Source organism: Nonomuraea sp. NPDC001699 (assembly GCF_053596455.1).
The window spans coordinates 319465-343493 of the sequence record NZ_JBSFGF010000002.1 but is presented as its reverse complement, the minus strand read 5'-3'; the positions used below and the strand labels follow the sequence as shown (position 1 = coordinate 343493).

Annotated in this window: 18 protein-coding genes; 10 read left to right on the top strand and 8 right to left on the bottom strand. The window is 72.1% G+C overall.

Features of this window, described 5'->3' with window-relative positions; translation table 11 throughout:
* Window positions 1–104 precede the first annotated feature (104 nt).
* On the bottom strand, window positions 105–299 hold the full coding sequence (locus ACWCSU_RS07110; protein ID WP_449934146.1) for a hypothetical protein: 195 nt from the start codon (window positions 297–299) through the stop codon (window positions 105–107).
* 196 nt (window positions 300–495) lie between these two features.
* Here ACWCSU_RS07110 and ACWCSU_RS07105 point away from each other — a divergent pair, with 196 nt between their 5' ends.
* Both ACWCSU_RS07105 and ACWCSU_RS07100 read left to right on the top strand, forming a co-directional pair.
* On the top strand, window positions 496–1395 hold the full coding sequence (locus ACWCSU_RS07105) for a proteasome assembly chaperone family protein (protein WP_357697836.1): 900 nt from the start codon (window positions 496–498) through the stop codon (window positions 1393–1395).
* A gap of 89 nt (window positions 1396–1484) precedes the next feature.
* Window positions 1485–2525 carry a Gfo/Idh/MocA family oxidoreductase gene (locus ACWCSU_RS07100; RefSeq protein WP_449934144.1) on the top strand — a complete coding sequence of 347 codons (1041 nt, stop codon included), beginning with the start codon at window positions 1485–1487 and terminating at the stop codon, window positions 2523–2525.
* A gap of 9 nt (window positions 2526–2534) precedes the next feature.
* On the opposite strand, the gene ACWCSU_RS07095 is transcribed toward ACWCSU_RS07100, so the two are convergent.
* Window positions 2535–3317 (bottom strand): tyrosine-protein phosphatase, encoded by a 783-nt coding sequence (locus tag ACWCSU_RS07095; protein WP_449934142.1) that lies wholly within the window; start codon window positions 3315–3317, stop codon window positions 2535–2537.
* Window positions 3318–3390: 73 nt separating this feature from the next.
* Between ACWCSU_RS07095 and ACWCSU_RS07090 the strand changes: the two genes are divergently transcribed.
* Window positions 3391–4464, top strand: coding sequence for a hypothetical protein (locus ACWCSU_RS07090; protein WP_449934140.1), 1074 nt, complete (start codon window positions 3391–3393; stop codon window positions 4462–4464).
* A gap of 23 nt (window positions 4465–4487) precedes the next feature.
* On the opposite strand, the gene ACWCSU_RS07085 is transcribed toward ACWCSU_RS07090, so the two are convergent.
* Both ACWCSU_RS07085 and ACWCSU_RS07080 read right to left on the bottom strand, forming a co-directional pair.
* Window positions 4488–6914: an ATP-binding protein gene (locus tag ACWCSU_RS07085; protein ID WP_449934138.1), complete on the bottom strand. Its 2427-nt coding sequence runs from the start codon at window positions 6912–6914 to the stop codon at window positions 4488–4490.
* Between the two features lie 161 nt (window positions 6915–7075).
* A complete protein-coding gene (locus ACWCSU_RS07080) occupies window positions 7076–9187 on the bottom strand; it encodes a M6 family metalloprotease domain-containing protein (protein WP_357697826.1) in 2112 nt (703 codons plus the stop codon).
* A gap of 110 nt (window positions 9188–9297) precedes the next feature.
* Here ACWCSU_RS07080 and ACWCSU_RS07075 point away from each other — a divergent pair, with 110 nt between their 5' ends.
* Together ACWCSU_RS07075 and ACWCSU_RS07070 are read left to right on the top strand one after the other, a co-directional pair.
* The gene (locus tag ACWCSU_RS07075) at window positions 9298–10452 is read left to right on the top strand and encodes a PucR family transcriptional regulator (protein WP_364090346.1); all 1155 of its coding nucleotides are present in this window, start codon (window positions 9298–9300) and stop codon (window positions 10450–10452) included.
* 60 nt (window positions 10453–10512) lie between these two features.
* Window positions 10513–11592, top strand: a complete 1080-nt coding sequence (locus tag ACWCSU_RS07070) for an amidohydrolase family protein (protein WP_449934135.1) — start codon at window positions 10513–10515, stop codon at window positions 11590–11592.
* Window positions 11593–11654: 62 nt separating this feature from the next.
* On the opposite strand, the gene ACWCSU_RS07065 is transcribed toward ACWCSU_RS07070, so the two are convergent.
* Window positions 11655–12074, bottom strand: coding sequence for a MarR family winged helix-turn-helix transcriptional regulator (locus ACWCSU_RS07065; RefSeq protein WP_357697821.1), 420 nt, complete (start codon window positions 12072–12074; stop codon window positions 11655–11657).
* A gap of 70 nt (window positions 12075–12144) precedes the next feature.
* Between ACWCSU_RS07065 and ACWCSU_RS07060 the strand changes: the two genes are divergently transcribed.
* The 4 genes from ACWCSU_RS07060 (at window position 12145) to ACWCSU_RS07045 (ending at window position 17221) form a co-directional block, all read left to right on the top strand.
* On the top strand, window positions 12145–13878 hold the full coding sequence (locus ACWCSU_RS07060; protein WP_449934133.1) for an ABC transporter ATP-binding protein: 1734 nt from the start codon (window positions 12145–12147) through the stop codon (window positions 13876–13878).
* Window positions 13879–13997: 119 nt separating this feature from the next.
* On the top strand, window positions 13998–15248 hold the full coding sequence (locus tag ACWCSU_RS07055) for an MFS transporter (protein WP_357697818.1): 1251 nt from the start codon (window positions 13998–14000) through the stop codon (window positions 15246–15248).
* 26 nt (window positions 15249–15274) lie between these two features.
* On the top strand, window positions 15275–16813 hold the full coding sequence (locus ACWCSU_RS07050; RefSeq protein WP_449934130.1) for a gamma-glutamyltransferase family protein: 1539 nt from the start codon (window positions 15275–15277) through the stop codon (window positions 16811–16813).
* Window positions 16814–16894: 81 nt separating this feature from the next.
* Entirely contained in the window at window positions 16895–17221 is a 327-nt protein-coding gene (locus ACWCSU_RS07045) for a DUF5709 domain-containing protein (protein WP_357697814.1), read from the top strand.
* Between the two features lie 18 nt (window positions 17222–17239).
* Here the strand turns inward: ACWCSU_RS07045 and ACWCSU_RS07040 are convergent, their stop codons facing one another.
* The 3 genes from ACWCSU_RS07040 to ppgK all read right to left on the bottom strand — a co-directional run bounded on the left by ACWCSU_RS07040 (window position 17240) and on the right by ppgK (window position 22642).
* Window positions 17240–17905, bottom strand: a complete 666-nt coding sequence (locus ACWCSU_RS07040) for an HAD family hydrolase (protein ID WP_364090359.1) — start codon at window positions 17903–17905, stop codon at window positions 17240–17242.
* Between the two features lie 31 nt (window positions 17906–17936).
* Window positions 17937–21809: an ATP-dependent RNA helicase HrpA gene (hrpA, locus tag ACWCSU_RS07035; RefSeq protein ID WP_449934127.1), complete on the bottom strand. Its 3873-nt coding sequence runs from the start codon at window positions 21807–21809 to the stop codon at window positions 17937–17939.
* Between the two features lie 104 nt (window positions 21810–21913).
* Window positions 21914–22642, bottom strand: a complete 729-nt coding sequence (ppgK, locus tag ACWCSU_RS07030; RefSeq protein ID WP_357697808.1) for a polyphosphate--glucose phosphotransferase — start codon at window positions 22640–22642, stop codon at window positions 21914–21916.
* A 119-nt stretch (window positions 22643–22761) separates the two neighbouring features.
* Here ppgK and ACWCSU_RS07025 point away from each other — a divergent pair, with 119 nt between their 5' ends.
* Window positions 22762–23883 (top strand): TIGR03118 family protein, encoded by a 1122-nt coding sequence (locus ACWCSU_RS07025; RefSeq protein ID WP_449934125.1) that lies wholly within the window; start codon window positions 22762–22764, stop codon window positions 23881–23883.
* Window positions 23884–24029 lie beyond the last annotated feature (146 nt).

Below are 24029 nucleotides of genomic sequence, written 5' to 3'. Positions count from 1 at the left end.
TTGTTCAAAAGGCCACACTCGGCAACTTGGAGCCCTTTAATGCCTTTTTCACACTATGGAACCCCCTAAGGGAACCGGTGGATAAACTAGGCATTCGCCATCATTCAGGCTGGGCTCGATGCCGACGGGGTGCCGTCCCGCCGATCGGCCTCCGTCTCCGCCAGCGCTCTGACCACGACCGACTTCTGTTCGAACACGGCCCCGGCGAGCGACGCCGTCCGCGCGGCCGCAGCCGGATCCGTACGCGAGAAGCCTTCATCCGGCCGCACGCGCCCGAGCCGGTCCGCGATCATCAGCAAAGTGTCACCTTCGATGATGGCGAAGTTGACCGGAACGCCAGCCCCCGGCCGGCGCGCGGCGTCCTGGAGCCGCCGGCCCGGACCGCCCGGTCCCCGTCCAGGCGATGGATTGCCCCTCGATAGGGTGCCTTGCGCGGAATCGATCCGACTCGCCGTAGGTTCTGGGGAAGAGTACCTAGGGAAAGGCTGTCCAACCGTGTTCGACCCGAAGGATCTCTACAGGCTCGCAGACGACGCGCCCGAGCTGACCGATCCGGTGTTGCTGTACCACTTCGACGGTTTCGTCGACGCGGGCGGCGCCGGACGCCTCGCGCTGGGCCACCTGCTGGCCGAGCTGGAGCACCGGGTCGTGGCGACGTTCGACGTGGACCGGTTGCTCGACTACCGGTCCCGGCGGCCCATCATGACCTTCGACACCGACCGCTGGGTCGAGTGTGAGACCCCCGAACTGGCCGTCCATGTCACCCATGACGCCACGGGCACGCCGTTCCTGTTGATGAGCGGCCCGGAGCCGGATCGGGAGTGGGAGCTGTTCACCCGCGCGGTGGGGGAGTTGCTGGAACGGCTGAAGGTGAGCAAGATCGTCACGCTGCACGGCATCCCGATGGCGGTGCCGCACACGCGTCCGCTGGGCATCACCATGCACGCCAGCCGTCCTGAGCTGATCAACTCGCAGACCAGCGCGTTCGGCCGGGTCCAGGTGCCGGGGAGCGCGGCCGCGCTGCTGGAGCTGCGGCTGGGCGCGCAGGGGCACGACGCGGTCGGGTACGCGGTGCACGTGCCGCACTACCTGTCGCAGGCGGAGTACCCGACGGCGGCGGTGACCGGCCTGGAGGCGGTGACGCGGGGCACCGGCCTGGTGTTCCCGATGGAGGCGCTGCGCGACGCGGCCGACCGTACGACGACGGAGATCGAGGAGCAGATCCAGGCCTCCTCGGAGCTGTCGACCGCCATCGGCGGGCTGGAGCAGCAGTACGACGCGTTCGCGGGCGGCGCGGAGCGGGAGAACCTGATGGCCGAGACGACCCCGATGCCCACGGGCGACGAGCTGGCCGCCCAGTTCGAGCGTTTCCTCGCCGAACGCGACGACGAGTGACGGAAGGCTCCGGGGCCGTACCGTTGTTTCCTCGCCGAACGACGACGAGTGACGGAAGGCTCCGGGGCGGTACCGGTTAACCTGGGCTGATGAGCGAGTTCCGGGTCGGCCTGATCGGATACGGCACCGCGGGCGCGTACTTCCACGCCCCGCTCGTCCATGCCACGCCGGGCCTGCGGCTGTCCGCGGTCGTGACGCGCAATCCGGAGCGGCAGGCCGAGGTGGCCCACCGGTACGGCGCGGCCGGCGTGGCGGACGTGCGGGAGCTGTGGGAGCACAGCGATCTCGTGGTGGTCGCCTCGCCCAACCGGACGCACGTGAGCATGGCCGCCGCCGCGCTCGCCGAGGGCCTGCCCGTCGTGGTGGACAAGCCGGTGGCCCGCACCGCCGAGGAGGCCCGCGAGCTGGTCCGGCTGGCCGAGAAGGCCGGCGTCATGCTGACCGTGTTCCAGAACCGGCGCTGGGACGGCGACTTCCTCACCGTCCGGCGGCTGGTCGCCGAGGGCCGGCTCGGCGACGTGCTGCGCTACGAGTCGAGGTTCGAGCGCTGGCGGCCGGTGCCCAAGGGCGGCTGGCGGGAGACCGGCGGCGCGGAGGAGATCGGCGGCCTGCTCTACGACCTGGGCACCCACCTGGTCGACCAGGCGCTGCAACTGTTCGGCCCGGCGCACGAGGTCTACTGCGAGAGCGACGTCCGGCGGGAGGGCGTGGCCTCCGACGACGACACGTTCATCGCGCTGAGGCACGCGGGCGGGGTGCGTTCCCACCTGTGGGCCAGCTCGGTGGCGGCGCGGCTCGGCCCACGGATGCGGGTGCTGGGCTCGGCGGGCGCGTACGTGAAGCACGGCATGGACGTGCAGGAGGAGCGCCTGCGGGCGGGCCTGGCGCCCGGCTCGCCCGGGTTCGGCGCCGACGAGGAGAGCCGCTGGGGCCTGCTCGGCACCGACGACGACGCCCGGCCGGTGCCCACCGAGCCGGGCGCGTACCTGGACTTCTACCGCGGGGTGGAACGCGCCCTGCGCGAAGGCGCGCCGCCCCCGGTCGACCCGCGCGGCGCGATCGACACGCTGGCCGTCATCGAGGCCGCCCGCCTGTCGGCCGACCAGCGCGTGGTCGTCCGCCTGGGCTGATCGCCGCGATCAGTCGCGCAGGCGGGCGCGCAGGGCGGCGTTGTCGGCCTCGGTCCAGCCGTGGCCGCGCAGCCAGCCCAGCGGGCCGTCGAAGCGGTCGTCCAGCACCGTGAGGAACTGCTCGATGTAACGGGCCCGGGGCATGTGGTCGTCCGTCGGGCGGGAGTCGAGGTCGTCCCGGTAGGTGTCGCTGGCGCGCAGGCGCTTGAGGATCAGCTCCAGGCGCTCGCCCGTGGCGACGTAGTCGTTCACGATGGCCTCGCGGGTGGCGCCGGCGACCTCCAGCGCCAGGGCCGACAGCACCCCGGTGCGGTCCTTGCCCGCCGCGCAGTGCACGAGCGCGGCGCCGTCGTCGAGGGTCATGGCGCGCAGGGCCGCCACGACGGCGTCGGGACGGTCGCGCAGGTAACCGAAGTAGAAGCCGGTGACGCGGAGCTCCTCGTCGACGACGCGCTCCTGCCAGGGCAGCACGCGGTCGCCGTCGATGGAGTCGGCCTCGACGTCGGTGTGCCTGCCGCCCTCGGCGAAGAGCGTCAGATGGTGGTGGGTCACCTCCGGCGCCCGGGTCAGCGGGCCGGGGCCTTCCAGGGAGACCTCGGCGGTCGAGCGCAGGTCCACGACGTGGCGCAGGTTCAGCTCGCTCACCAGGAGCGACACGTCCCCCGGTGTGAGGCCCTGCAGGTTGTCGGCCCGGAGGATCCGGCCGCGGCGGGTGACCCCGCCGTCACGGGTGGGAAGCTCGCCCAGGTCACGTACGTTGACGGCGCCTTCCAGATCGATCCATCTTGTCATGTCATTCATCATCTCGACCTTATATGTCGGCCAATCATGAGCGAATTCCTAGTTCATAACGCAGCATGAACGTATGGATCCACGCGCACTGCCTCCCCGGCTGGTGATCGATCCATCGCTGCCCCCGGAGATCTCGGTCGAGTTGCGGTCGAGCCCGCACATCCTTCATATGGCCCGTTCCGGCAGGCGGATGGATCCCAGCTTCAGCCCCGTCCTGCTTTTCGCGCTTCCGGCCCTGCTGGCGATGATCTTGATCGTGACCGACAGCCCTTCGGCCGCCTTCGTGGCCGGGCTCGGCATGGGGCTGATCGCCCTGATCCGGTGGATGGCGTTGGACAGTTCCCACCGGATCGTCAAACGAAGACTGCGTCTCGCCACCACGTACGCCGACCGCTACGTGCTCCCCGAGGACCTCGACCGTCCCTGCCAGGTGCTGCTGCGCCGCGCCCAGGACGCGGCCTCGGCCGTGCTGAACTCCAAGGTGCACAAGGCCGGGCTGATCGACTCGGTGGAGAACCAGGTGTCGCTGCCCGAGGAGGTCTGGCAGATCGCGCACCGGCTGCGGCGGCTGTCGTCGATGCACGCCGAGCACGGCCGGATCATCCCCCACGAGCTGCCGCCGGGCATGGAGGACGCGTTCAAGCCGTACACCAGCGCCCTCGACGCCGCCTGGACGTCGCTCTCGCACCGCGTACGCCACCTGGAGAAGTACGCCAAGCAGGTGCTCAAGGCGGACAAGGTCTACCACGCCCACAGGCGCCTGGAGACGCTGGCCGCCAAGACCCCCGAGTACCAGCAGCTCCTGGCCGACACCGTCCGGGACGAGCTGGCGCACGAGCGCATCAGGGAGCTGTCCGACCAGGCGGCCCACGTGCGCAAGTTGTTCGAGGAGAGCGTCATGCAGGCCAGGCAGGCGGCGGGTGAGCTGCTGAGAAGCCCCTTCAGCGACGCGTACGGCACCGGCGCGATCGGCCCCCGCACCGACGGACCCGACCGGCGCGCGCACGGCGGCACCCGCCACGGCGACACGCAGCCCCACGGGACGCCCCGCCACACCGACACGAACGCCCACGGGACGACCGGCCACGGCGACGCGAACGCCCACCGCCCGAGCGGCCCGCAGCGGCACCCCTCGCGCGACTCCTGACCCCCGGCGCCCCCGGCGGGCGGTCAGGGCCGGACCTGGCGCAGGAGTTCCAGGGTGCGGCGCATGCCCGCCTCGTTGCCCAGGCTGCGGTAGATCTCCCTGGCCTGCTCCAGCGGCCCGACCGCCGCGCCGGACCCGCCCGCGTCCAGATGCGCCTCGCCGAGGTAGCGCAGGCTCCTGGCCATCCACCAGCGGTCCTCCAGCTCCTGGAACCCGCGGACGGCGCGGCGCAGCTCGTGCTCGGACTCCTCGATCCGTTGCAGGCGGGCCAGCGCCCGCCCGGCCGACACGGCGGTGCGGGCCACCCCCCAGGAGTCGCCGAGCGCCACCAGGATCTCATCGGCCCGCCGGACGTACTCCAGCTCCCGCAGCCCGCTCGCCGGATCGCCCACCTCGCCCGCGGCGCGCAGGCAGCGGGCCTCCTCCCACAGCTCGCCGCGCTGCCGGAACATCTCGGCCGCCCGGTCGAGGCTGAACCCGGCCCTGACGAACAGGGCGTCGGAGGCCCGGTGGTCGCCGGCCAGGCGCTCGCCGCGCGCCTGGGCGGCCAGCACCTCGCCGTAGACGCGCAGGGTCTGGGCCTCGGAGTAGCGGTTGCCCGCCCGCTGGAAGATCTCCAGGGCGTCTTCGAGCAGGTCGCGGGCCTCCTCGGGGCGGCGTTCCGCCATGCGCATCTCGGCCAGGTTGCGCTGGGTGCGGGCCGTCCACCACAGGTCGTCCTCGGCCTTGAACGCGGTGATCGCCCTGACCAGGTAGTCCTGGGCGCGGTCGAGGTGCCCGCCGCTGAACAGGGTCATGCCGACCGTGCGTGTGGCGCGGGCCGCCCACCAGGTCTCGCCGAGGCCGTCGAAGATCTCCAGCGCCTGCTCGGCCTCGCGCAGGCCGCGCTCGCGCAGGCCCATGCCGCCGCGCACCGCCGCGCTGTCCAGCAGCGCGATGGCCAGCGCGCGCCGGTCGCCGGTACGCCGCGCCGCCTCGCAGCCGATGTCGGCGACGGCCGCCCAGTCGGCCCAGTAGGCCCGCAGCGAGTGACACAGCGAGCAGAACGCCCTGGCCAGCCCCCAGGTCAGCTCCCAGAGCCCGAGCTGCTCGGCCAGGTTGATCATGGCGAGCAGGGACAGCCGCTCGGCGTTGAGCCAGTCGCCCGCCCCGAACCGGCCCTCGGGCCCGGCGCGGCGGCCGCCCTTGCTCCAGTTCTGCGGCCAGCGGTTCTGGGCCGCCTCCTCGGCCCGGCGGCGGTAGCCGTGCAGGACGCGCTCGACGGCGGCCCTGCGGCGTTCGTCCTCGTCCTGGCCGGACAGCTCGGCGGCGAACACCCGGACCAGGTCGTGCAGGCGGTAGCGCATCGCGCCGGCCTGGTCGGTGCCGGAGCACTCGGCGAGCTGGGCGTCGATCAGGGCTTCGAGCTGGTCGGCGCCGTCGAGGCCGGAGATGTCGAGCAGTTCCCCGGCCACCCAGCCGGGCACGTCCGGCGCGGGCAGCGCGCTGAGCAGGCGCAGCAGGCGGCGCTGGATCCCGGTGCAGTCGTCGTAGCTGAGCTGCACCGAGGCCCGTACGCTCTTGTCCACGCCTTGGGCCACCTGGAGCTGGTCGAGGCGGCGGCGCTCGTCGGCCAGCCGCCCGGCCATCTCGCGCAGGGTCCACTGCTCGCGGGTGGCCAGCCGGCCGCCGCAGATGTTGATCGCCAGCGGCAGGTGGTCGCAGAGCCGGACGATCTCCTTGGCCGACTCCAGGTCGTCGACGACCCGCGCGCCGCCGGCCAGCCGGGCCAGCAGTTCCACGGCGTGCGCCTCGCTGAACACGCCGAGCCGGGTGTCCTGCGTGCCGTCCAGGAACAGCGGGGAGCGCGAGGTGACCAGCACCGCGCAGCCGGGCTCGGCCGGGATCAGCGGTTTGACCTGGGCGGCGTCGTGGGCGTTGTCCAGGCCGATGAGGATCTTGCGGCCCTTGGTCCAGGTCAGCCAGAGGGTGCGCAGTTCGTCGAGGCCGCCGGGGTCGGTGGCCAGGCGCACGCCGAGGCCGCGCAGGAAGCCGATCAGCACCTCTTCGGGGCGTACGGGGGCGTCGACGCCGCCGCGCAGGTCGGCGTGGAGCCGGCCGTCGGGGAACCAGCCGGCGACCTCCTGCCCGAACCTGGTCATCAGCGCCGACTTGCCGACGCCGCCGCGGCCGTACACGGAGACGACCAGGGGCGGGGACAGGTCGGAGGACTTCCGCCGGGCGGCGAAGACGGCGCGCAGGTCGGCGAGGGAGTCGGCGCGCCCGGTGAAGTGCTCGGGCACGGGCGGCCACTGGTCGGGCGGCAGGACGCCGGGCTCGGGCGCGGCCTGCCGCCGGGGCTTGGACTCGGTGGTGGCCCAGGTGGTCACGCCGACGAGCAGCGCCGCCGTGAGCGTCACCCCGATCTTGGCGAGCGGCGGGATGTCCCATTCCAGGGAGGCGGCCAGCACGCTGGCGGCACCCGCCGCGAGCCCCGCCGAGACGGGCGCCGCCCACTTTGCCCGCCTACGTCGTGGTTTGTCCGGTAAGTTTCCCGGCACCGAACACCCCCTTCCGAGGGTGATTCAAGCCGATGGGGCACGGCGAGCGCCAGCCGTGCCCCATCGTTCCGCTACAGGCCGATCACGTGACAGGTGGCCGTGGCGGTCTTGCTCGGGTCGCTCTCCGAGGTGGCGGTGAGCTTGACGCGGGCCAGCCGGTCGCCGCCGGGCGCACGCACCGCGTTGACCGTCACCGGCGCCTGCTTGCCGAAGGCGACGGAGGCCAGGGCGTTGGGCACCTGGGCGGTCCAGCCCTTGCCCTGCACCTCGGCCTTGACCCGGTAGACGTCGGAGTTGAGGTAGGAGCTGACGTCCTCGGGGTGCTGCCCCTGGGCGGGGGCCGCCTTGCCGGTGTTGAACACCGGGAACGTGCAGGTGGAGACGTTCTTGCCGGTGGGGACGCCGGCCCCGGGCAGCACCCGGACGCCGCGCTTCTGCGGGCCCGAGCCGTCCAGCGAGCGGATGGCGACGGTGTAGGACAGCTCGCCGTTCCGGTTGCGCTTGAGGTCGGTGACGTAGAAGTGCAGGCGGTTGGCCTGGTCGACGTACTCGTACTGGCTGCCGGAGTCGGTGCCGGCGTGGAAGAGGGCGTCGGAGAGCTGGCGGTAGTCGCCGACGGTGATCGGCACCTTGGTCCCGTCGGGCATCACGTAGTCGGTCATGCCGATGTCCTGCGGGTTGGCGTCGATCACCCACTCGAACGGCGCCCGGTCCTCGTTCTTGGTCTTGGCCAGCAGCACGCCGGAGTCGGGGGTGAAGGAGTCGGAGCCCATCCGGTCCACGACCTCGACCGTGTAGTTCTGGTAACCGCCGCGGTCGCACAGCGGGTCGGTCGCCGAGCAGCTGCTCTTGTCGCCGGGGGCGTCGAAGGTGATGTTGACGCCCGACAGGTCGTCCTGCCCAGGCCGTACGGCGCGGGCCAGGATCTTGGCCGTGACCAGGCCGGACTCGTCGAGCGCCTCACGCGACAGGCGCAGGACGTTCTGCTCGTCCACCATGCCGAGCTTGAGCTTGTTGCGCAGCATGTGCTGGGCGCCCATGGACGCGCCGGCCGTGGGCGGGATCAGCCAGCGGGAGTGCGGTCCACCGGGGCCGTTGAAGCTGCCGCGGCTGAGCATCTCCCACACGCCGGTGTACGCCCGGACCGGCGGCACCCCGTACGGGTTGTTGTAGTTGTCCAGCACGCCGAGGATGTGGCTGAACTCGTGGGCGTAGACCGCCATGCCGGAGCTCTCGGCCTGGACGGAGTCGACGCCGATGTTGGCGTTGGGCCAGAAGTTGGAGGCCGCCTGCCAGGAGGACCAGTCGACGTAACGGGTCTTCAGCCAGTTGGGCAGGGCGGGGTCCGGCGGGCCCCACTCGTCGGGCACGTCCTCCTTGGTCGGGAACTTCATCATCCCGAACTCCTGCCAGGTGGACGACTCGTCCTGGCCGGCGCTGAGGTAGAAGACGAAGTCGTACTGCTTGGCGACGTCCTCGCCGACGGCGTTGATCCAGGCGTTGTGGCCGTCGATGCGCAGGTTCTTGTTGCAGGTGTCGCCCGCCGGGCAGCCGGAGGTGCCGTTGAAGCCGGGCTCCAGCGCGTACTCGTGGTCCTTGCCCGGCATCGTGTACGGGCCGAATCCGGTCAGGTCGACGCCGTACCGGCCGCCGGAGTCCTCCATCCAGTACTCGTGGATGGTGTGGCCCTTGTTGAGGGCGTTCGGGGTGTTGAGGAAGTCCTGGTAGAACTTGGCCACCTGGTCACGCGGGACGTCGTGGGCCTCGGCGCTCGGGTTCGCGTAGATCGTCGAGCCCTTGGGCTGGGTGACGACGAACGCCTGGTTGGGGTAGTCGAGCAGCACCAGCGCGCCCTTGAAGGTGCGCTTGGAGCCCTTGACGGCCGGGTCGCTCCAGTTCGTGCCGGGAGGCTTCTTGTAGTCCGCCCACGTCATGTGGTCGGGGTTCTCCCAGTTCTGCGGGTCAAGGGGCGTGAGGCCACCGGGAGGACGGGCGCGCAACGTCTGGGCGTCGGCCGACTCGTCCTGCTGCCAGGGCTGGGTCTGCGGCCAGTGGTTCTGCCGCCAGGGGTACTCGGGGTCAGCGGTGGGGGGTGCTGCGGAAGCAGGGGTCGCCATCAGGCTCACCGGGATCAGCACGATGGCCGCCAGCAAACCCTTCAGCAGCTTCTTCGGGGCATTCACGGATTGACGGTATAGACGTTATTGACGGAGATCACCGATCAGCTGTAGGGAAGACGTGTATCAACCCTTCCGACATTTGTCGAAATGTCCAGCGTGACCTAGGTGGAGCTTTGGCGGATCTCCAGCGGATCGTGGACGACCTCGCCGTCCGTCTCGGACGTCCCCTGCTGCTGGAGGACCGCGTGCAGCGCGTGATCGCCTACAGCGAGCAGAACGGCGCCATGGACGACATCCGCCGCGACTCCATCCTGCGCCGGCACACCACCCCCGAGGTGCGCGAGTGGCTGCGGGCGGCGGGCGTGCACGAGGCACAGGCCCCCCTGCGCACGGCCGGCGCGCCGCACCTGGGCCTGCTGCCACGCGTGTGCGTCCCCCTGCGGCACTCCGACGGCCTGCTCGGCTTCCTGTGGTTCATCGACGCCGGTCCGTCGATGTCCGCCGAGCAGGTGGCCGAGGCCGTGGCGGCCGTCCCCGGGCTGGCGCTCGCGCTGTTCCACGAGAGCCTGGCCACCGGGCTGGCCTCGCACCGGGAGCTGGAGGCGGTCACCGGGCTGCTGCGCGGCGAACGGGACGCGGCCAGGCAGCTCATCGAGGCCGGGGCGTTCCCGCAGGGCCAGCCGGTGACCGTGCTGGTGGCGCGGCCCCGCTCGGCCGAGCCCGACGAGGGGCTGCGCCTGGCGCTCGAACAGGGGCTGCTGGCGCTGCGGCGGCGGCTGAGCGGCCACCATCCGCTGCACCTGGTGCGCTACGACCACGCGGTGCTGCTCACCGCCGGGCCGCCGGTCCCGCCCGACGAGCTGCACGCGGCCATGCCGGTGCCCGTGGTCGTGGGGGTGGGGCGTACCCGGGACGAGCTGGCGCAGGCGGCGGGGTCGTACGCGGAGGCCCGGCACGCGGCCGAGGTGACCGCGCGGGTGCCGGGGCTCGGCCGGTCGGCCGAGTGGGCCCGGCTCGGCGTCTACCGGATGCTCACCCAGCTTCCCGACCAGGAGGTGCATCCCGGGCTCGACGGGCTGCTGGCCGACGAGCAGTACCTGCCGCTGCTGGAGACGCTGGAGACGTACCTGGACCTGGCGGGCAGCGCGGTGGCGACGTCCCGGGCGCTGCGGCTGCACCGCACCTCGCTGTACTACCGGCTGCAACGGGTGGAGGAGCTGGCGCGTACGGACCTGAAGGACGGCGGCGAGCGGCTGGCCCTGCACCTCGGCCTGAAACTGGCCCGCCTGTCCGGGCGCTACCAGCCCCGAGGCGCCCGCGGCGACTGATTGCCTTCCCCGGCATCGCTCGCGTTTAATGCCAAAAGGGAAAATCCGACGGGAGCGCCTATGGCGGGTGCGAAGCGTGCTGTCCGGGCTTCCGGGCCGGTTCTGGGCAGGCGCGCGCCCGCGCCCGTCGTGGCCCACTCCGCTCCCCTCGTGCTGCCGGTCTGCGCCGAGCCCGTGCGCGACGGCACGGTGGTGATCAGGGGCGAGCGGGTGCTCCAGGTGGGCTCGCGGGCCGAACTGCTGTCCTGCTTCCCCGTCGCGGAGGAGATCCGCTGGCCGGGGGCGATCGTGCCCGGGCTGGTGGACGCCTGCTGCGGCCCGGCGCCGCCGGGACCGGGCGTGACCACGCGGGCCTCCGTGGTGGCCGACCCCGCCGAGCCCGCCGACCTCACGGGCGTGCCGGGCGTGCCGGACATCGCGTACGTCGCCGCCTCCAGCGCCTCGGAGCAGGAGTGGGAGGACCACGACCGGGACGCGCTGATCACGGCGCTGCGCGAGGTGGACCGGCCGTGCCCGGTCGGGATCGCGGCCCGCACCCGCGACCCCCACGTGCTGGAGGACGTCGCCGTGCTGGCCAGGACGTTCGGCCTGCGGCTGCTGGCCGGGCTGGACCGGCACTCGCCCATGGCCCTGGACGAGGCGGGCGTGCTCGGCCCCCACTGCCACGTGACCTGCGCCCGGCCGCTCGACCCCGGCGAGCGCAAGCTGCTGCGGTTGCGGCGGAGCGTGGTCGCCGTCTGCCCGCCGGACCCCGCGCGGGCCGCCGACGTGCTGGCCCTCCTGGAGGAGGGCAACCGCCTCGCCCTGGGCAGCCACGCCCCGGACGGCCGGAACCCGGGCGGCCAGGACCACGACCGTGGCTGCACCGGCGACCTGCTGGGGCTCGCGGCGGGCGTCCGGCGGCGGGCCCGGGAGCTCGGCCTGCGGTTACGCGGGCTGGACCGCCGCCTGGTCGAGGCCGCGACACTGGGCGGGGCGCGGGCGCTGGGCCTGGCCGCCGGTCCCGGCCGGGTCGGCTCGCTCGGGCCGGGCAGCCGGGCCGACTTCGCCGTCTTCGACGCCCGGGGGCGTTACCCGTACTCGGCGCTGATGGCCCGCCCGCCCTGCCTGGGCACCGTCATCGGCGGCACCCCCGTCTGAACCGGCGGCTTCCCCCGGACACGGCGGTCATCCGGACCGGCCACCTCTCCTCGGCACGGCGCTCATCCGAACTGGCCGTCCACCACGGCCAGGAGGTCTCTGAGCTGGTCCCGCTGCTCCTGCGACAACACCGCGAACAGGCCCTCGCCGGCCGCCCTGCGGGCGTCCCTCGCCCGTTCGGCCATGGCCCGGCCCGCGTCGGTGATCACGACGAGCGTCGAGCGGCGGTTGGCCGGATCGACCTCCCTGCGCACCAGCCCGGCCTCCTCCAGCGCGTCCACGACGGGGGTCAGCGAGCGCGGCACGATCCGCAGTTCGTCGGCCAGTTGCACCATGCGCAGCGGCCGGTCGGCGTCGCCGAGCACCCGCAACGCCCGCGCCTGCCCCGGATTGAGCCCGAGCGGCACCAGCCCATGCACGTATCCGTGCCGTAGACGCCTGCCGACCAGGTGCAAGAGCTCCGCCAGCTCCTTCTCTCCCATACCGATGAGTTTAGCCGGAACAATTATGAGTTAGCCTCTGTTTGAGTGGACATCCGAAAGGAGGCCTCATTTGGCCGACGAACCACGCGCGCCACTGCGGCGCATCATCGGGCTCTTCACCCCCTACCGCGGCCGGCTGGCCCTGGTGGGCGCGTTCATCCTGCTGTCGTCCCTGGTCGGGCTGGCCTCGCCGTTCCTGCTGCGCGAGGTGCTGGACGTGGCGATCCCGTCCCGCGACGCGCTGCTGCTCACGCTGCTCGCGCTCGGCATGATCGCCGTCGCGGTCACCACGAGCGTGTTCGACGTGCTGCAGACGCTGATCTCCACCACGGTGGGCCAGCGGGTGATGCACGACCTGCGCATCTCGGTCTACTCCCACCTGCAACGCATGTCGCTGGCCTTCTTCACCCGCACCAGGACGGGCGAGGTGCAGTCGCGCATCGCCAACGACATCGGCGGCATGCAGTCGGTGGTCACCTCGACCGCCACCTCGATCATCTCCAACCTCACCACCGTGTTCGCCACGATCGTGGCCATGCTCGCCCTCGACTGGCGGCTGACGGTGATCTCCCTCCTGCTGCTGCCGGTGTTCGTGTGGATCAGCAGGAAGGTCGGCCGCGAGCGCAAGCGCATCACCGGCGAACGGCAGCGCAAGCTCGCCGTGATCTCCTCGATGGTCCAGGAGTCGTTGTCGATCAGCGGCGTCCTGCTGGGCCGGACCATGGGCCGCTCCGCCGAGCTGACCGAACGGTTCGGCCGCGCCTCCGACGAGCTGGCCGAGCTGGGCGTGCGGACGAGCATGGCCGGACGCTGGCGGCAGTCGTCGATCCAGATCATCATGGCCGCGATGCCCGCCCTGATCTACTGGGCCGTCGGCCACACCGGCGTCATCTCCGTCGGCACCCTCGTGGCCTTCACCACGCTGCAGTCGAGCCTGTTCCGGCCGACGGTGTCGCTGCTGCGGCTGGGCGTCGAGGTGCAGAGCTCGCTGGCGCTGTTCGGCCGCATCTTCGAGTACCTGGACCTGTCGGTGGACATCCACCCCGGAACCCGCACCCTGGACCGCGTACACGGCGAGGTGCGCTTCGAGCGGGTCGACTTCGCCTACGAGGACGAGCGCACGCTCGACGCCGTCGACGTCACCGTCCCCGCGGGCACGACGCTGGCCGTCGTGGGCGAGACCGGCTCGGGCAAGACCACCCTGAGCTACCTTCTCCCCCGCCTGTACGACGTGACCGGCGGCCGGGTCACCATCGACGGCGTGGACGTGCGCGACCTGACGTTCGAGACGCTGAGCGAGGTGGTCGGGGTGGTCTCGCAGGAGACGTACCTGTTCCACGCCTCGATCGCGGACAACCTGCGCTTCGCCCGCCCGGCGGCCACCGACGAGGAGCTGGAGGAGGCGGCGCGGGCCGCGCGCATCCACGACCACATCGCCTCGCTGCCCGACGGCTACGACACGATGGTGGGCGAGCGCGGCTACCGGTTCTCCGGCGGCGAGAAGCAGCGCCTGGCCATCGCCCGCACGCTGCTGCGCAACCCGCCGGTGCTGATCCTCGACGAGGCCACCAGCGCCCTCGACACCCAGACCGAGCGAGCCGTGCAGGAGGCCCTGGACACGCTCGCGCGGGGCCGTACGACGATCACGATCGCCCACCGCCTGTCGACCGTCCGCGACGCGGACCAGATCGTCGTGCTCGACCGCGGGAAGGTCGTCGAACGCGGCACCCACGACGAGCTGATGGCCCTCGGCGGCCACTACGCGGCCCTGGTGGACCGGGACCGCCCGCTCGAATTGGTCTGAAATTTCGCCCTAAACCAGTTTTAAACGTGTCTTACCTCACATTTCGGGCAAATCGGTATCGTCGCGATCGAGCCGCGCGTTGACTCCCCCGTTTGCCCCTTCCGAGGCTAGGACCAGTCTTGCCACCGCGCTCCTCCACCTTCCGCGCCCTGCGCCACCACAACTACCGGCTCTGGGCCGGAGCCGACATCGTCTCCGTCACCGGGACCTGGATGCAGGTGCTGGGCGTGAACTGGCTCATCCTCACCATGACGGGGTCGGCCACCAGCGTGGGGCTGAGCCTGGTCATGCAGGCGCTGCCGACGCTGCTGCTGGGCATGTGGGGCGGCGCGCTGGCCGACCGGCTGCCGACCCGGCCCGTCGTCGTGGCCGCGCAGCTCGCGCAGGCCGCGCTGGCCGCCGTGCTGGCGCTGATCGCCTTCTCCGGCGTCGACTCCGTCGTGCCGATCTACGCGGTGGCGCTGGCGGGCGGCGTGGTCTCCGCGCTCGGCGGCCCGGCGCTGGGACGGTTCGGGGCCGAGGTGGTGCCCCCGGACGACCTGCCCAACGCCATGGCGCTCGGCTCGGTCCTGAACTCGGCCGGGCGCATCCTCGGCATGAGCCTGGCCGGCGTGCTGCTGCCGTTGACCGGGAACGGCGGGCTCTTCTTGCTCAACGCGGCCACCTTCTTCGTCGTGATCGGGGCCGTCGCGGCCATGCGGCGCGCGGAGTTCCACCGGCTCGCCGCCTCCGAGCGGCAGCCCGGCGCGGTCGCCGCCGGCCTGCGGTACGTCCTGCGCACCCCCTGGCTGCTGGTGGTGCTGGCGCTCTCGCTCGTGCTGGGCAGCCTCGGCCGCAACTACCAGGTCACCATGGCCGCCATGAGCGCGGGCCCGCTGGCCGCCGGAGCCGGCGGGTACGGCCTGCTGTCCACCGTGTTCGCCGTCGGCACCGTCGTGGGCGGCTTCCTGGCCGCCGCCCGGCCGCACCTGACGATCCGGCTGCTGCTGGTCACCGCGTTCCTGACCGGGGTCGCGCAGGCGCTGAGCGGCCTGATGCCCGCCCTGGGGACGTTCGCCACGATGATGCTGCCGATCGCGGCGGGCGCGGTGATCATCGACACCACGGTCTCGGCGCGGGCGCAGCTCGACAGCCCCGAGGAGATGCGCGGGCGGGTCCTCGCCGCGCTCGGCATGGTGAGCGCGGGCGCGGGCGCGATCGGCGGCCCGCTGCTCGGCTGGCTGAGCGACGCGTTCGGGCCGCGCCTGTCGCTGGGCGTCGGCGGCGTGTCGTGCGTGGCCGCGACGCTGCTCGCGGCGCTCGTGCTGGCCCGCCTGTCCGGCCGGACCGTCCGTCAGGCGGCCTTCCGTCCACGGCTGGAGAACGCCTGACTCCGGGACGGGCTTAGTCTCTTCACGTGCACAACACCAGATACGCCCCGAACGGCATGGTGTCCAGCGTCGACCACCTGGCCTCGGCCGCCGGGGTGGGCGCGCTGGACCGCGGCGGTTCGGCGGCCGACGCGGCGATCGCGGCCAACGCCGTGCTCGCCGTGGTCGCACCCCACATGTGCGGCCTCGGCGGCGACCTGTTCGCGCTCGTCCACGACGGCACGGTCACCGCGCTGAACGCCTCCGGCCGGGCCGGGTCCGGCGCCGACCCCGCCCGGCTGCGCGCCGAGGGGCACACCCGCATGCCGCACCTGCACGACATCCGGTCGACGCCGGTGCCCGGCTGCGTCGACGGGTGGTTCGCCCTGCACGCCAGGCACGGCCGCCTGCCCATGGCCGAGCTGCTGCGGCCCGCGATCGCGCTGGCCCGCGACGGCTTCCCCGCCTCCCCGCTGCTGGTCCCCGGCGCCCGAACGGCGGCCGGGCGGCCCGGCGGCGGCGACTTCGCCCACGTACGTCAGGCCGGCGACCGGATCACCCGCCCCGGCGTGGCCCGCGCCCTCCAGGCCGTGGCCGACGGCGGCCGCGACGGCTTCTACCTCGGCGAGTTCGGGCAGGGCCTGATCGAGCTCGGCGCGGGCGAGTTCACCGAGTCCGATCTGGCCGCCCCCGGCGCCGACTGGGTCGAGCCGCTGCGGGTGCGCGCCTTCGGCCACGACGTCTGGTCGATGCCGCCCAACTCCCAGGGCTACCTGCTGCTGATGTCCCTGGCCGTCCTCGACGGGCTCGACCTGCCCGGCTCGCCCCGCCATCCGGCCTGGGCGCACCTGCTGGCCGAGGCCGCCAGGGCCGCCGGGCACGACCGGCTCGCCCTGCTGCACGAAGACGCCAAGGACCTGCTCGACCCCGGCGAGATCGTCCGCCGCCGGGCGCTGGTCGACCCGGTCAGGCGCAACCGGCTACGGGCGCCGTCCGCCGACGGCGACACGACGTACCTGTGCGCGGTCGACGGCGACGGCATGGGCGTGTCGCTGATCCAGTCGAACGCGTCCGGGTTCGGCGGCATGCTCTTCGAGCCGCGTACCGGGATCAACCTTCACAATCGCGGCATCGGCTTCTCGCTGCGTCCCGGCCACCCGGCCGAGTACGGCCCCGGCCGCCGTCCGCCGCACACCCTGGCCCCCGCGCTGATCACCCGTCCCGGCGGCGGGCTGCGCACGGTCGTGGGCACGATGGGCGGCGACGCGCAGCCGCAGATCCTGGCCCAGGTCATCACCCGCCTGCTGCGCCACGGCGAGGAGCCCGGCCAGGCGCTGGCCGCCCCGCGCTGGCGGCTGGGCGGCGGCAACGGCTTCGACACCTGGGACGCCCCCGACGACGCCGTGCTCGACCTGGAGGAGGGCACCACCTGGGCCGACGGCCTGACCGCGCTCGGCCACCCGGTGCGCACGCTGCCGTACGGGGGCGCCTTCGGCCACGCCCACCTCATCGACGTGCGTCCCGACGGCATGCTGGCGGGCGCCGCCGACCCCCGCTCCCTCGTCGGCGCCGCGATCGGCCGCTGAATGGACAAGGATGCGCTACCGGACGCCCTAAACCGGGCCAAGTCATAGGATTTCGGTCCGCATGGTGGGTAGGGGCGCAGTATGAGCGAACTACCTCCGGACCGATTCGGCATGGCCGACGAGCAGGACATCGAGGTCAGGGAGTGGACCGACGACCTCGGCCTGCACCACGAGGTCAAAGAGGACGACCCCCAGCGCGAGGCCACGCTCGACGAGCGGCTGCGCCAGGAGCTGCCCGACCGCCCGCGGCGCGCCCCGCGGGCGGAACACCGCCTGACCGAGCCCGACGAGGGCGCCCACCCCGACACCGAGGACGAGGCCATCGGCGTGGACTGGGACGCCGACCGGGAGGACCTGTCGGCCGAGGAACGCGCCCTGCGCATCGACCCCGACGAGGACCTCACCTGAGGGGGGTGCCGGCAACCCTCACATGAGCCGTCGCAGCGCCGGCAGCAGGTCGTGCAGGTCGTCGACGATCACGTCGGCGGTCTTGGCCTGCGGCCGCTCGGCGTGCAGGAAGCCCCACGGACCGCGGCGCAGCAACGCGGTGCGCATGCCCGCGCGGGCGGCGGGCAGCACGTCGTTGTCGAGCCGGTCGCCGACGTAGAGGATCTCGGCCGGCTCGCGCCCGGCCACCGAGGCCACCTTGGCGAAGAACTCCGGAGCGGGCTTGGACAACCCCCAGCCCTCGGAGGTGTGCACGGAGTCCACCGGCAGGTCCATCGCCACCAGGGCGTCGAAGGCCCGGCGGGGCTGGTTGCCGGCGATGATCACCTGGAACCCGGCCGCGCGCAGCGCCGCCAGGGCCACCCGCACGTCGGGGTAGAGGTCGTCGGCGTCGAAGTGGTTGCGCAGGCCGTCGGGGTCGTCGCGCTCCCAGGCGGCGATCTCGGCCTTCACGTCGAGCCCCGGCCGGACCAGCTCGAACGCCTCCCGGTGGGAACGGTCGAGCGCCGCCATGCCGCCGAGCGCGCCCATGAGCACGAACCTGCTCACCCCCAGCCGGTCGGCCCAGCGCGACCAGATGCGCGTCTCGTCGATCAGCGTCTCGCCGACGTCGAGCACGACGGCCTTGACGGCCTTGACCATCATTCCCCCTGTTCATCTGTGTGCCGCCCCGAGCTCAGGGCCGCAGCTTCTCCATCGCCTTGGTGATGCGCTTCTCCGACACCGGCGTGGGGGTGCCGAGGGTCTGGGCGAAGAAGCTGACCCGCAGCTCCTCGATCATCCAGCGGATCTCCGTCACGTCGGGGTCGCCCCGGCGGGCCGGGTGGAGGCTCGCCAGCAGGTCCTGGTAGTCGTCCTCGATCTTGTGCACGCGGTCCATCCACTCCTCGTCCCGCCACGGCTCCTCGGGGAGCTTGGTGAGACGGCGCTCGATGGCCCGCAGGTAACGCAGGACGTCGGGCAGGCGGCGGGTGCCGGTGGCGGTGACGAAGCCCTTGAAGACGAGCTTGCCGAGCTGGTCGCGCACGTCGTCGGTCGAGGCGCTCGCGCGCAGGCCGTCGAGGCGGGTGCCCACGGCGTGCCAGACGCTCAGGATCTGCTCGACCTTGGCCAGCACGTCGGCCGCCGTGTCGTGCAGCACGGCCCGGACGTGCTGGTAGAGGCGGTCGAACCCGGCCGGGTCCCAGGCCGGGCCGCCGAGGTCGAGCATCAGCTTGTCGACGGCCGCGTTGACCACGTCGTCGAACAGCGCCACGGCGCCGCCGTGGGGGCTGCGGGACAGGGCCAGCTTGGCCTGGTTGGACAGGCCGCCGAGCAGGGACCTGGCCGGGTTGGTGACGTTGAGCAGGAGCAGCCGGCGGGTGCCGGGCCAGTGGGCGCGGCGCTGCTCGGCGGCCGTCTCGAAGATCTTGACGGAGACCGAGTCGCCCGCGTCGACGAGCGCCGGGTAGCCCTTCATCCGGCCCTGCTCGAACACCTTGGGCAGGGTGCCGAAGCTCCAGGTCCGCAGGCCCGTGCGCTCCAGGTCGTCGCCGGCCTCCGACAGCGTCTTGCGCAGGCGCGGCGCGAGCCGGCGTTTGAGCGCGTCGAGGTCCTTGTCCTCGGCGACCGTGCGCTTGCGCTCGTCGATCACCCGGTAGGTGATGCGCAGGTGGTCGGGCACCTGGTCGAGCTGCCAGGCGTCGTGCGGCACCCGGACGCCGGTGAGCCGCAGCAGCTCGCGCTCGACGGCCTCCAGCAGCGGCTCGCCGCCCTGCCTGACCCCGGCCAGCACCTGCTTGGCGTAGTTGGGGGCGGGCACGAAGTTGCGGCGCACGTGTTTGGGCAGCGACCGGATCAACGCGGTGATCAGATCTTCGCGCAGGCCCGGGATCTGCCAGTCGAACCCGTCGGCGTTGACCTGGTTGAGCACCTGCAACGGCACGTGGACGGTGACGCCGTCGGCGTTGGCGCCCGGCTCGAACTGGTAGGTCAGCTTCATCCGCTGACCGAGCTGCTTCCAGGTGTCGGGATAGTCGCGGGCGCTGATGTCGGCGCCCTCGTTGACCAGCATCTCCGGCGAGAACGTGAGCAGCTCGGGCTGCTCCCGCCCGGCCTTCTTCCACCAGGAGTCGAAGTGCCTGGCCGAGACGACGTCGGCGGGGACGCGCTGGTCGTAGAAGTCGTACAGGACCTCCTCGTCGACCATGATGTCGCGGCGGCGGGCCCGGTTCTCCAGCTCCTCGACCTCTTCGAGCAGCCGGCGGTTGTCCTTCAGGAAGCGGTGGTGGGTGTCCCAGTCGCCCTCGACCAGGGCGTGCCGGATGAACAGCTCGCGCGACAGGTCGGGGTCGACGCGACCGTAGTTGACCTTGCGGCCGACGACGAGCGGCACGCCGTAGAGGGTGACCTTCTCCAGGGCGATCACCGCGCCCTGGTTCTTCTCCCAGTGGGGCTCGGAGTAGGTGCGCTTGACCAGGTGCTGGGCCAGCGGCTCGACCCAGTCGGGCTCGATCTTGGCGTTGACCCGGGCCCACAGCCGCGAGGTCTCGACCAGCTCGGCCGACATCACCCACTGCGGCTGCTTCTTGGCCAGCGCCGAGCCCGGGAAGATGGCGAAGCGGGCGTTGCGCGCGCCGATGTACTCCTGCATGGGCCGCCGCCCGTCGGCGGCGCGCTGCTTGTCCATGACGTCCTTGACGCCGATGTGCGACAGCAGGCCGACCAGCAGCGACACGTGCACCTGGTAGGGGTCGGCGGCCACGCTGCCGGGCTGTGCGCCGAGCGCCTGGCGGACCTGGCTGTAGATGTCCTGCCACTCGCGGACCCGCAGGTAGTTGAGGAACTCGGCCTTGCACAGCCGCCGGAACGCGCTGGAGGACAGCTCCTTCTGCTTGTCGCGCAGGTAGTTCCACAGGTTGAGGTAGGTCAGGAAGTCGGACTCGGGGTCGGCGAAGCGCCGGTGCTTCTCGTCGGCCTGCTGCTGCTTGTCGGACGGCCGCTCGCGCGGGTCCTGGATGGACAGCGCGGAGGCGATCACCATCACCTCGCGCAGGCAGCCGTTCTTCTCGGCCTCCAGCACCATGCGGCCAAGGCGCGGGTCGACCGGCAGGGTCGCCAGCTTGCGGCCGACGCCGGTGAGCTTGCCCTGGGCGTCGAACGCGCCCAGCTCGTGGAGCAGGTTGACGCCGTCCTTGACCTGGCGGCGGTCGGGCGGCTCGACGAACGGGAACGCCTCGATGTCGCCCAGCCCGATCGAGGTCATCTGCAGGATGACCGAGGCCAGGTTGGTGCGCAGGATCTCCGGGTCGGTGAACTCCGGCCTGCCGAGGAAGTCCTCCTCCTCGTAGAGCCGGATGCAGATGCCGTCGGAGGTGCGGCCCGAGCGGCCCTTGCGCTGGTTGGCACTGGCCTGCGAGATAGGCTCGATGGGCAGGCGCTGCACCTTGGTGCGGTGGCTGTAGCGGGAGATGCGCGCGAAGCCCGGGTCGACCACGTACTTGATGCCGGGGACGGTCAGCGAGGTCTCGGCCACGTTGGTCGCCAGGACGATCCGGCGGCCGGTGTGGCGCTGGAAGACGCGGTGCTGCTCGGCGGCGCTCAGCCGGGCGTAGAGCGGCAGGATCTCGGTGTTGCGGAAGTCGGCCTTGGTCAGGGCGTCGGCGGCGTCGCGGATCTCCCGCTCGCCGGACAGGAAGACCAGGATGTCGCCGGGCCCCTCGGTGACCAGCTCGCGGCAGGCGTCGACGATGCCGCCGGTCTGGTCGTCGTCCTCCGCCAGCGGGCGGTAGCGGACCTCGACCGGGTAGGTGCGGCCGGAGACCTCGATGATCGGCGCGTCGCCGAAGTGGCGGGAGAAGCGCTCGGGGTCGATGGTGGCGCTGGTGATGATGACCTTGAGGTCGGGGCGCTGCGGGAGGAGCTGCTTGAGGTAGCCGAGGATGAAGTCGATGTTGAGGCTGCGCTCGTGGGCCTCGTCGATGATCAGGGTGTCGTACTGGTCGAGCATGCGGTCGTTCTGCAGCTCGGCCAGCAGGATGCCGTCGGTCATCAGCTTGACCAGGGTGCGGTCGCTCGCCTGGTCGGTGAAGCGGACCTTGTAGCCGACGACCTCGCCGAGCTCGGTGCCGAGCTCCTCGGCGACGCGCTCGGCGACGGTGCGGGCGGCGATGCGGCGCGGCTGGGTGTGGCCGATCAGGCCGCGCACGCCGCGCCCGAGCTCAAGGCAGATCTTGGGGATCTGGGTGGTCTTGCCGGACCCGGTCTCGCCCGCGACGATCACGACCTGGTGGTCGCGGATGGCGGCCAGGATGTCGTCCTTGCGCTGGGAGACCGGCAGGTTCTCCGGATACCGGACCTGCGGCACGGCCTCGCGGCGGCGCGCCAGCCGCTGCTCGGCCCGCTCGACGTCGGCGAGGATCTCGGTGGCGATCTTGTCCCGGGCGTCACGGGAGCGGACCCGGCGCATGCCGTCGAGCCTGCGCCGCAGCCGCCGCTGGTCGCGCGGCATGAGCTCGGGCAGGCGGGACTGGAGGTCGGCGAGCGGAGAGGACAACGGAGGCGTTCCCATACTGCTTTCAGGATATTTGAGCCCCGTGGCCCCGGAGCCAACGGCCCATGGTGCCCGACACGGGCCGCCTCCCGCATCCCAATATCGCCGCGCCGCCCGTCCCCCTATCCGGCCGTCCGGCTGGCGGCGTGGCGGGCGGCCCCGATGATGCCGGCCTCGTTCTGCAGGGCGGCGGGGACCACGGGCGTGTCGAGGGTGACGTGCGGCAGGAACTTGTCGGCCTTCTTGCTCACGCCGCCGCCGATCACGATCAGGCCCGGCGAGAACAGCATCTCCACGTGCCTGAGGTACTCCTCGACCCGATCGGCCCACTTCTCCCAGCTCAGGTCGTGCTCCTCGCGGGCCCGCGCCGACGCGCGCTCCTCGGCGTCCTTGCCGCGCAGTTCCAGGTGGCCGAGCTCGGTGTTGCAGACGAGTGTGCCGTCGGCGAACAGGGCGCTGCCGATGCCCGTACCGAAGGTCAGGATCAGCACGGTCCCCTTCTGGTCGCGGCCCCTACCGAAGGTCATCTCGGCGATGCCGGCGGCGTCGGCGTCGTTCAGCACCGTCGCGCCGCCGAACAGCCGGGCGGCGTCGACGCCGATCCACGAGTGGTGGACGTTGGCCGCCGTGTGCACGACCCCGTCGACGACGACGCCGGGGAAGGTCACGCCGACCGGGCCGTCCCAGTCGAAGTGCTCGACGATCTGACGCACCACCTCGGCCACCCCTTCGGGCTTGGCCGGCTGGGGCGTGGCGATGCGCAACCGCTCCTTGACGAGCTCTCCGGCCTCGGTGTCGACCGGGGCGCCCTTGATTCCCGAGCCGCCGATGTCGATGCCCAACACGTTCATGACTCTCCTTCTCCCCCGCCCTGGACGGGAAAACTCGCCTACCGATATTTCCGGCCCGGCTGAACCCGCTCCACGCCCTCCGCGTATCTCGCGTCACAAGCGCTAACTAGGAGGCACGGATGCGACTCCGCATCATCACACTCTGCGCTGTCGCGGCCGTCGCGGGAGCGACTCTCACCGCCCCCGCACACGCGACCACCAGGACCCGTTTCGACGTCATCAACCTGGTGTCGGACGTCAAGGGCAAGGCCCCGGTCACCGACCCCAAGGTCGTCAACCCGTGGGGCCTGGCCATGGGCAAGACGTTGTGGGTCTCCAACGCGGGCACCGGCACCGCCACCGTCTACTCCGGCACGGGCAGGAAGGAGAAGACCGAGGTGTGGATCCCGGGCGGCTCCCCGACCGGCCAGGTGTTCAACCCGGGTGACGGCTTCACCGTGAAGGGGCGGCCCGCCACGTTCATCTTCTGCAGCCCGAGCGGCGCGATCACCGGCTGGAACGCCGAGGCGGACCCGGCCAACGCCGTCATCGCCGCGTTCACCCGTGGCGCCGACTACAAGGGTCTGGAGCTCGTCCGGACCGGCGACGGCGACTTCCTGCTGGCCGCCGACTTCGCGCACGGGCGCGTGCACGCCTTCGACGAGAACTTCCGGCGCATCCGCCTGGCCGGCTGGCAGTTCCAGGACTCGCAGGTCCCGCGCGGCTACAACGCCTACAACGTGGCCGTGGTCAACGGCAGCGTCTGGGTGTCGTACGCGCTGCGCGACCGTGCCACCGGCAAGCCCGTCTTCGGCGCCGGCAAGGGCTTCGTGAGCCGTTTCAACGCCGACGGCCGCCTGACCGGCCGCATCTCCAAGGTCGGGCTCAACGCCCCCTGGGCCATGACCGCCGCGCCGCGCGGCTGGGGCCAGTACGCGGGCGCCCTGCTGGTCGGCAACTTCGGCGACGGCACCGTGCACGCCTACAAGAACAACCGCCACCTGGGCGCGATCACCACGTCCAACGGCCGTCCCGTCACGCTCCCCGGCCTGTGGGACCTCGAACCCGGCACCGCGGCCACCGGCGGCGTCAACACGCTGTGGTTCTCGGCCGGCATCGACGGCGCCAAGCACGGCCTGATCGGGATGATCGCCCCCGCCGGCACCAAGCCCACCTCCTCGGCCGCCCCCGCGAGCACGCCGGCGCCCACGCCGCGCTCCGCCCCCAAGACGAAGTCGCCCTACGGCGGCGGCGGTTACTGACCCCCGGGGGCCCTCGACGTTTCCGGCGCGGCCGGCGCGAGCCGCGCCGGAAACACCTCCCACCTGGCGGGATCTCCGGAAAACCTGAGAATCACGTATGGACACGGAATGCGACGGAGCAGATACTCAACGTGTCAGCACCCTCG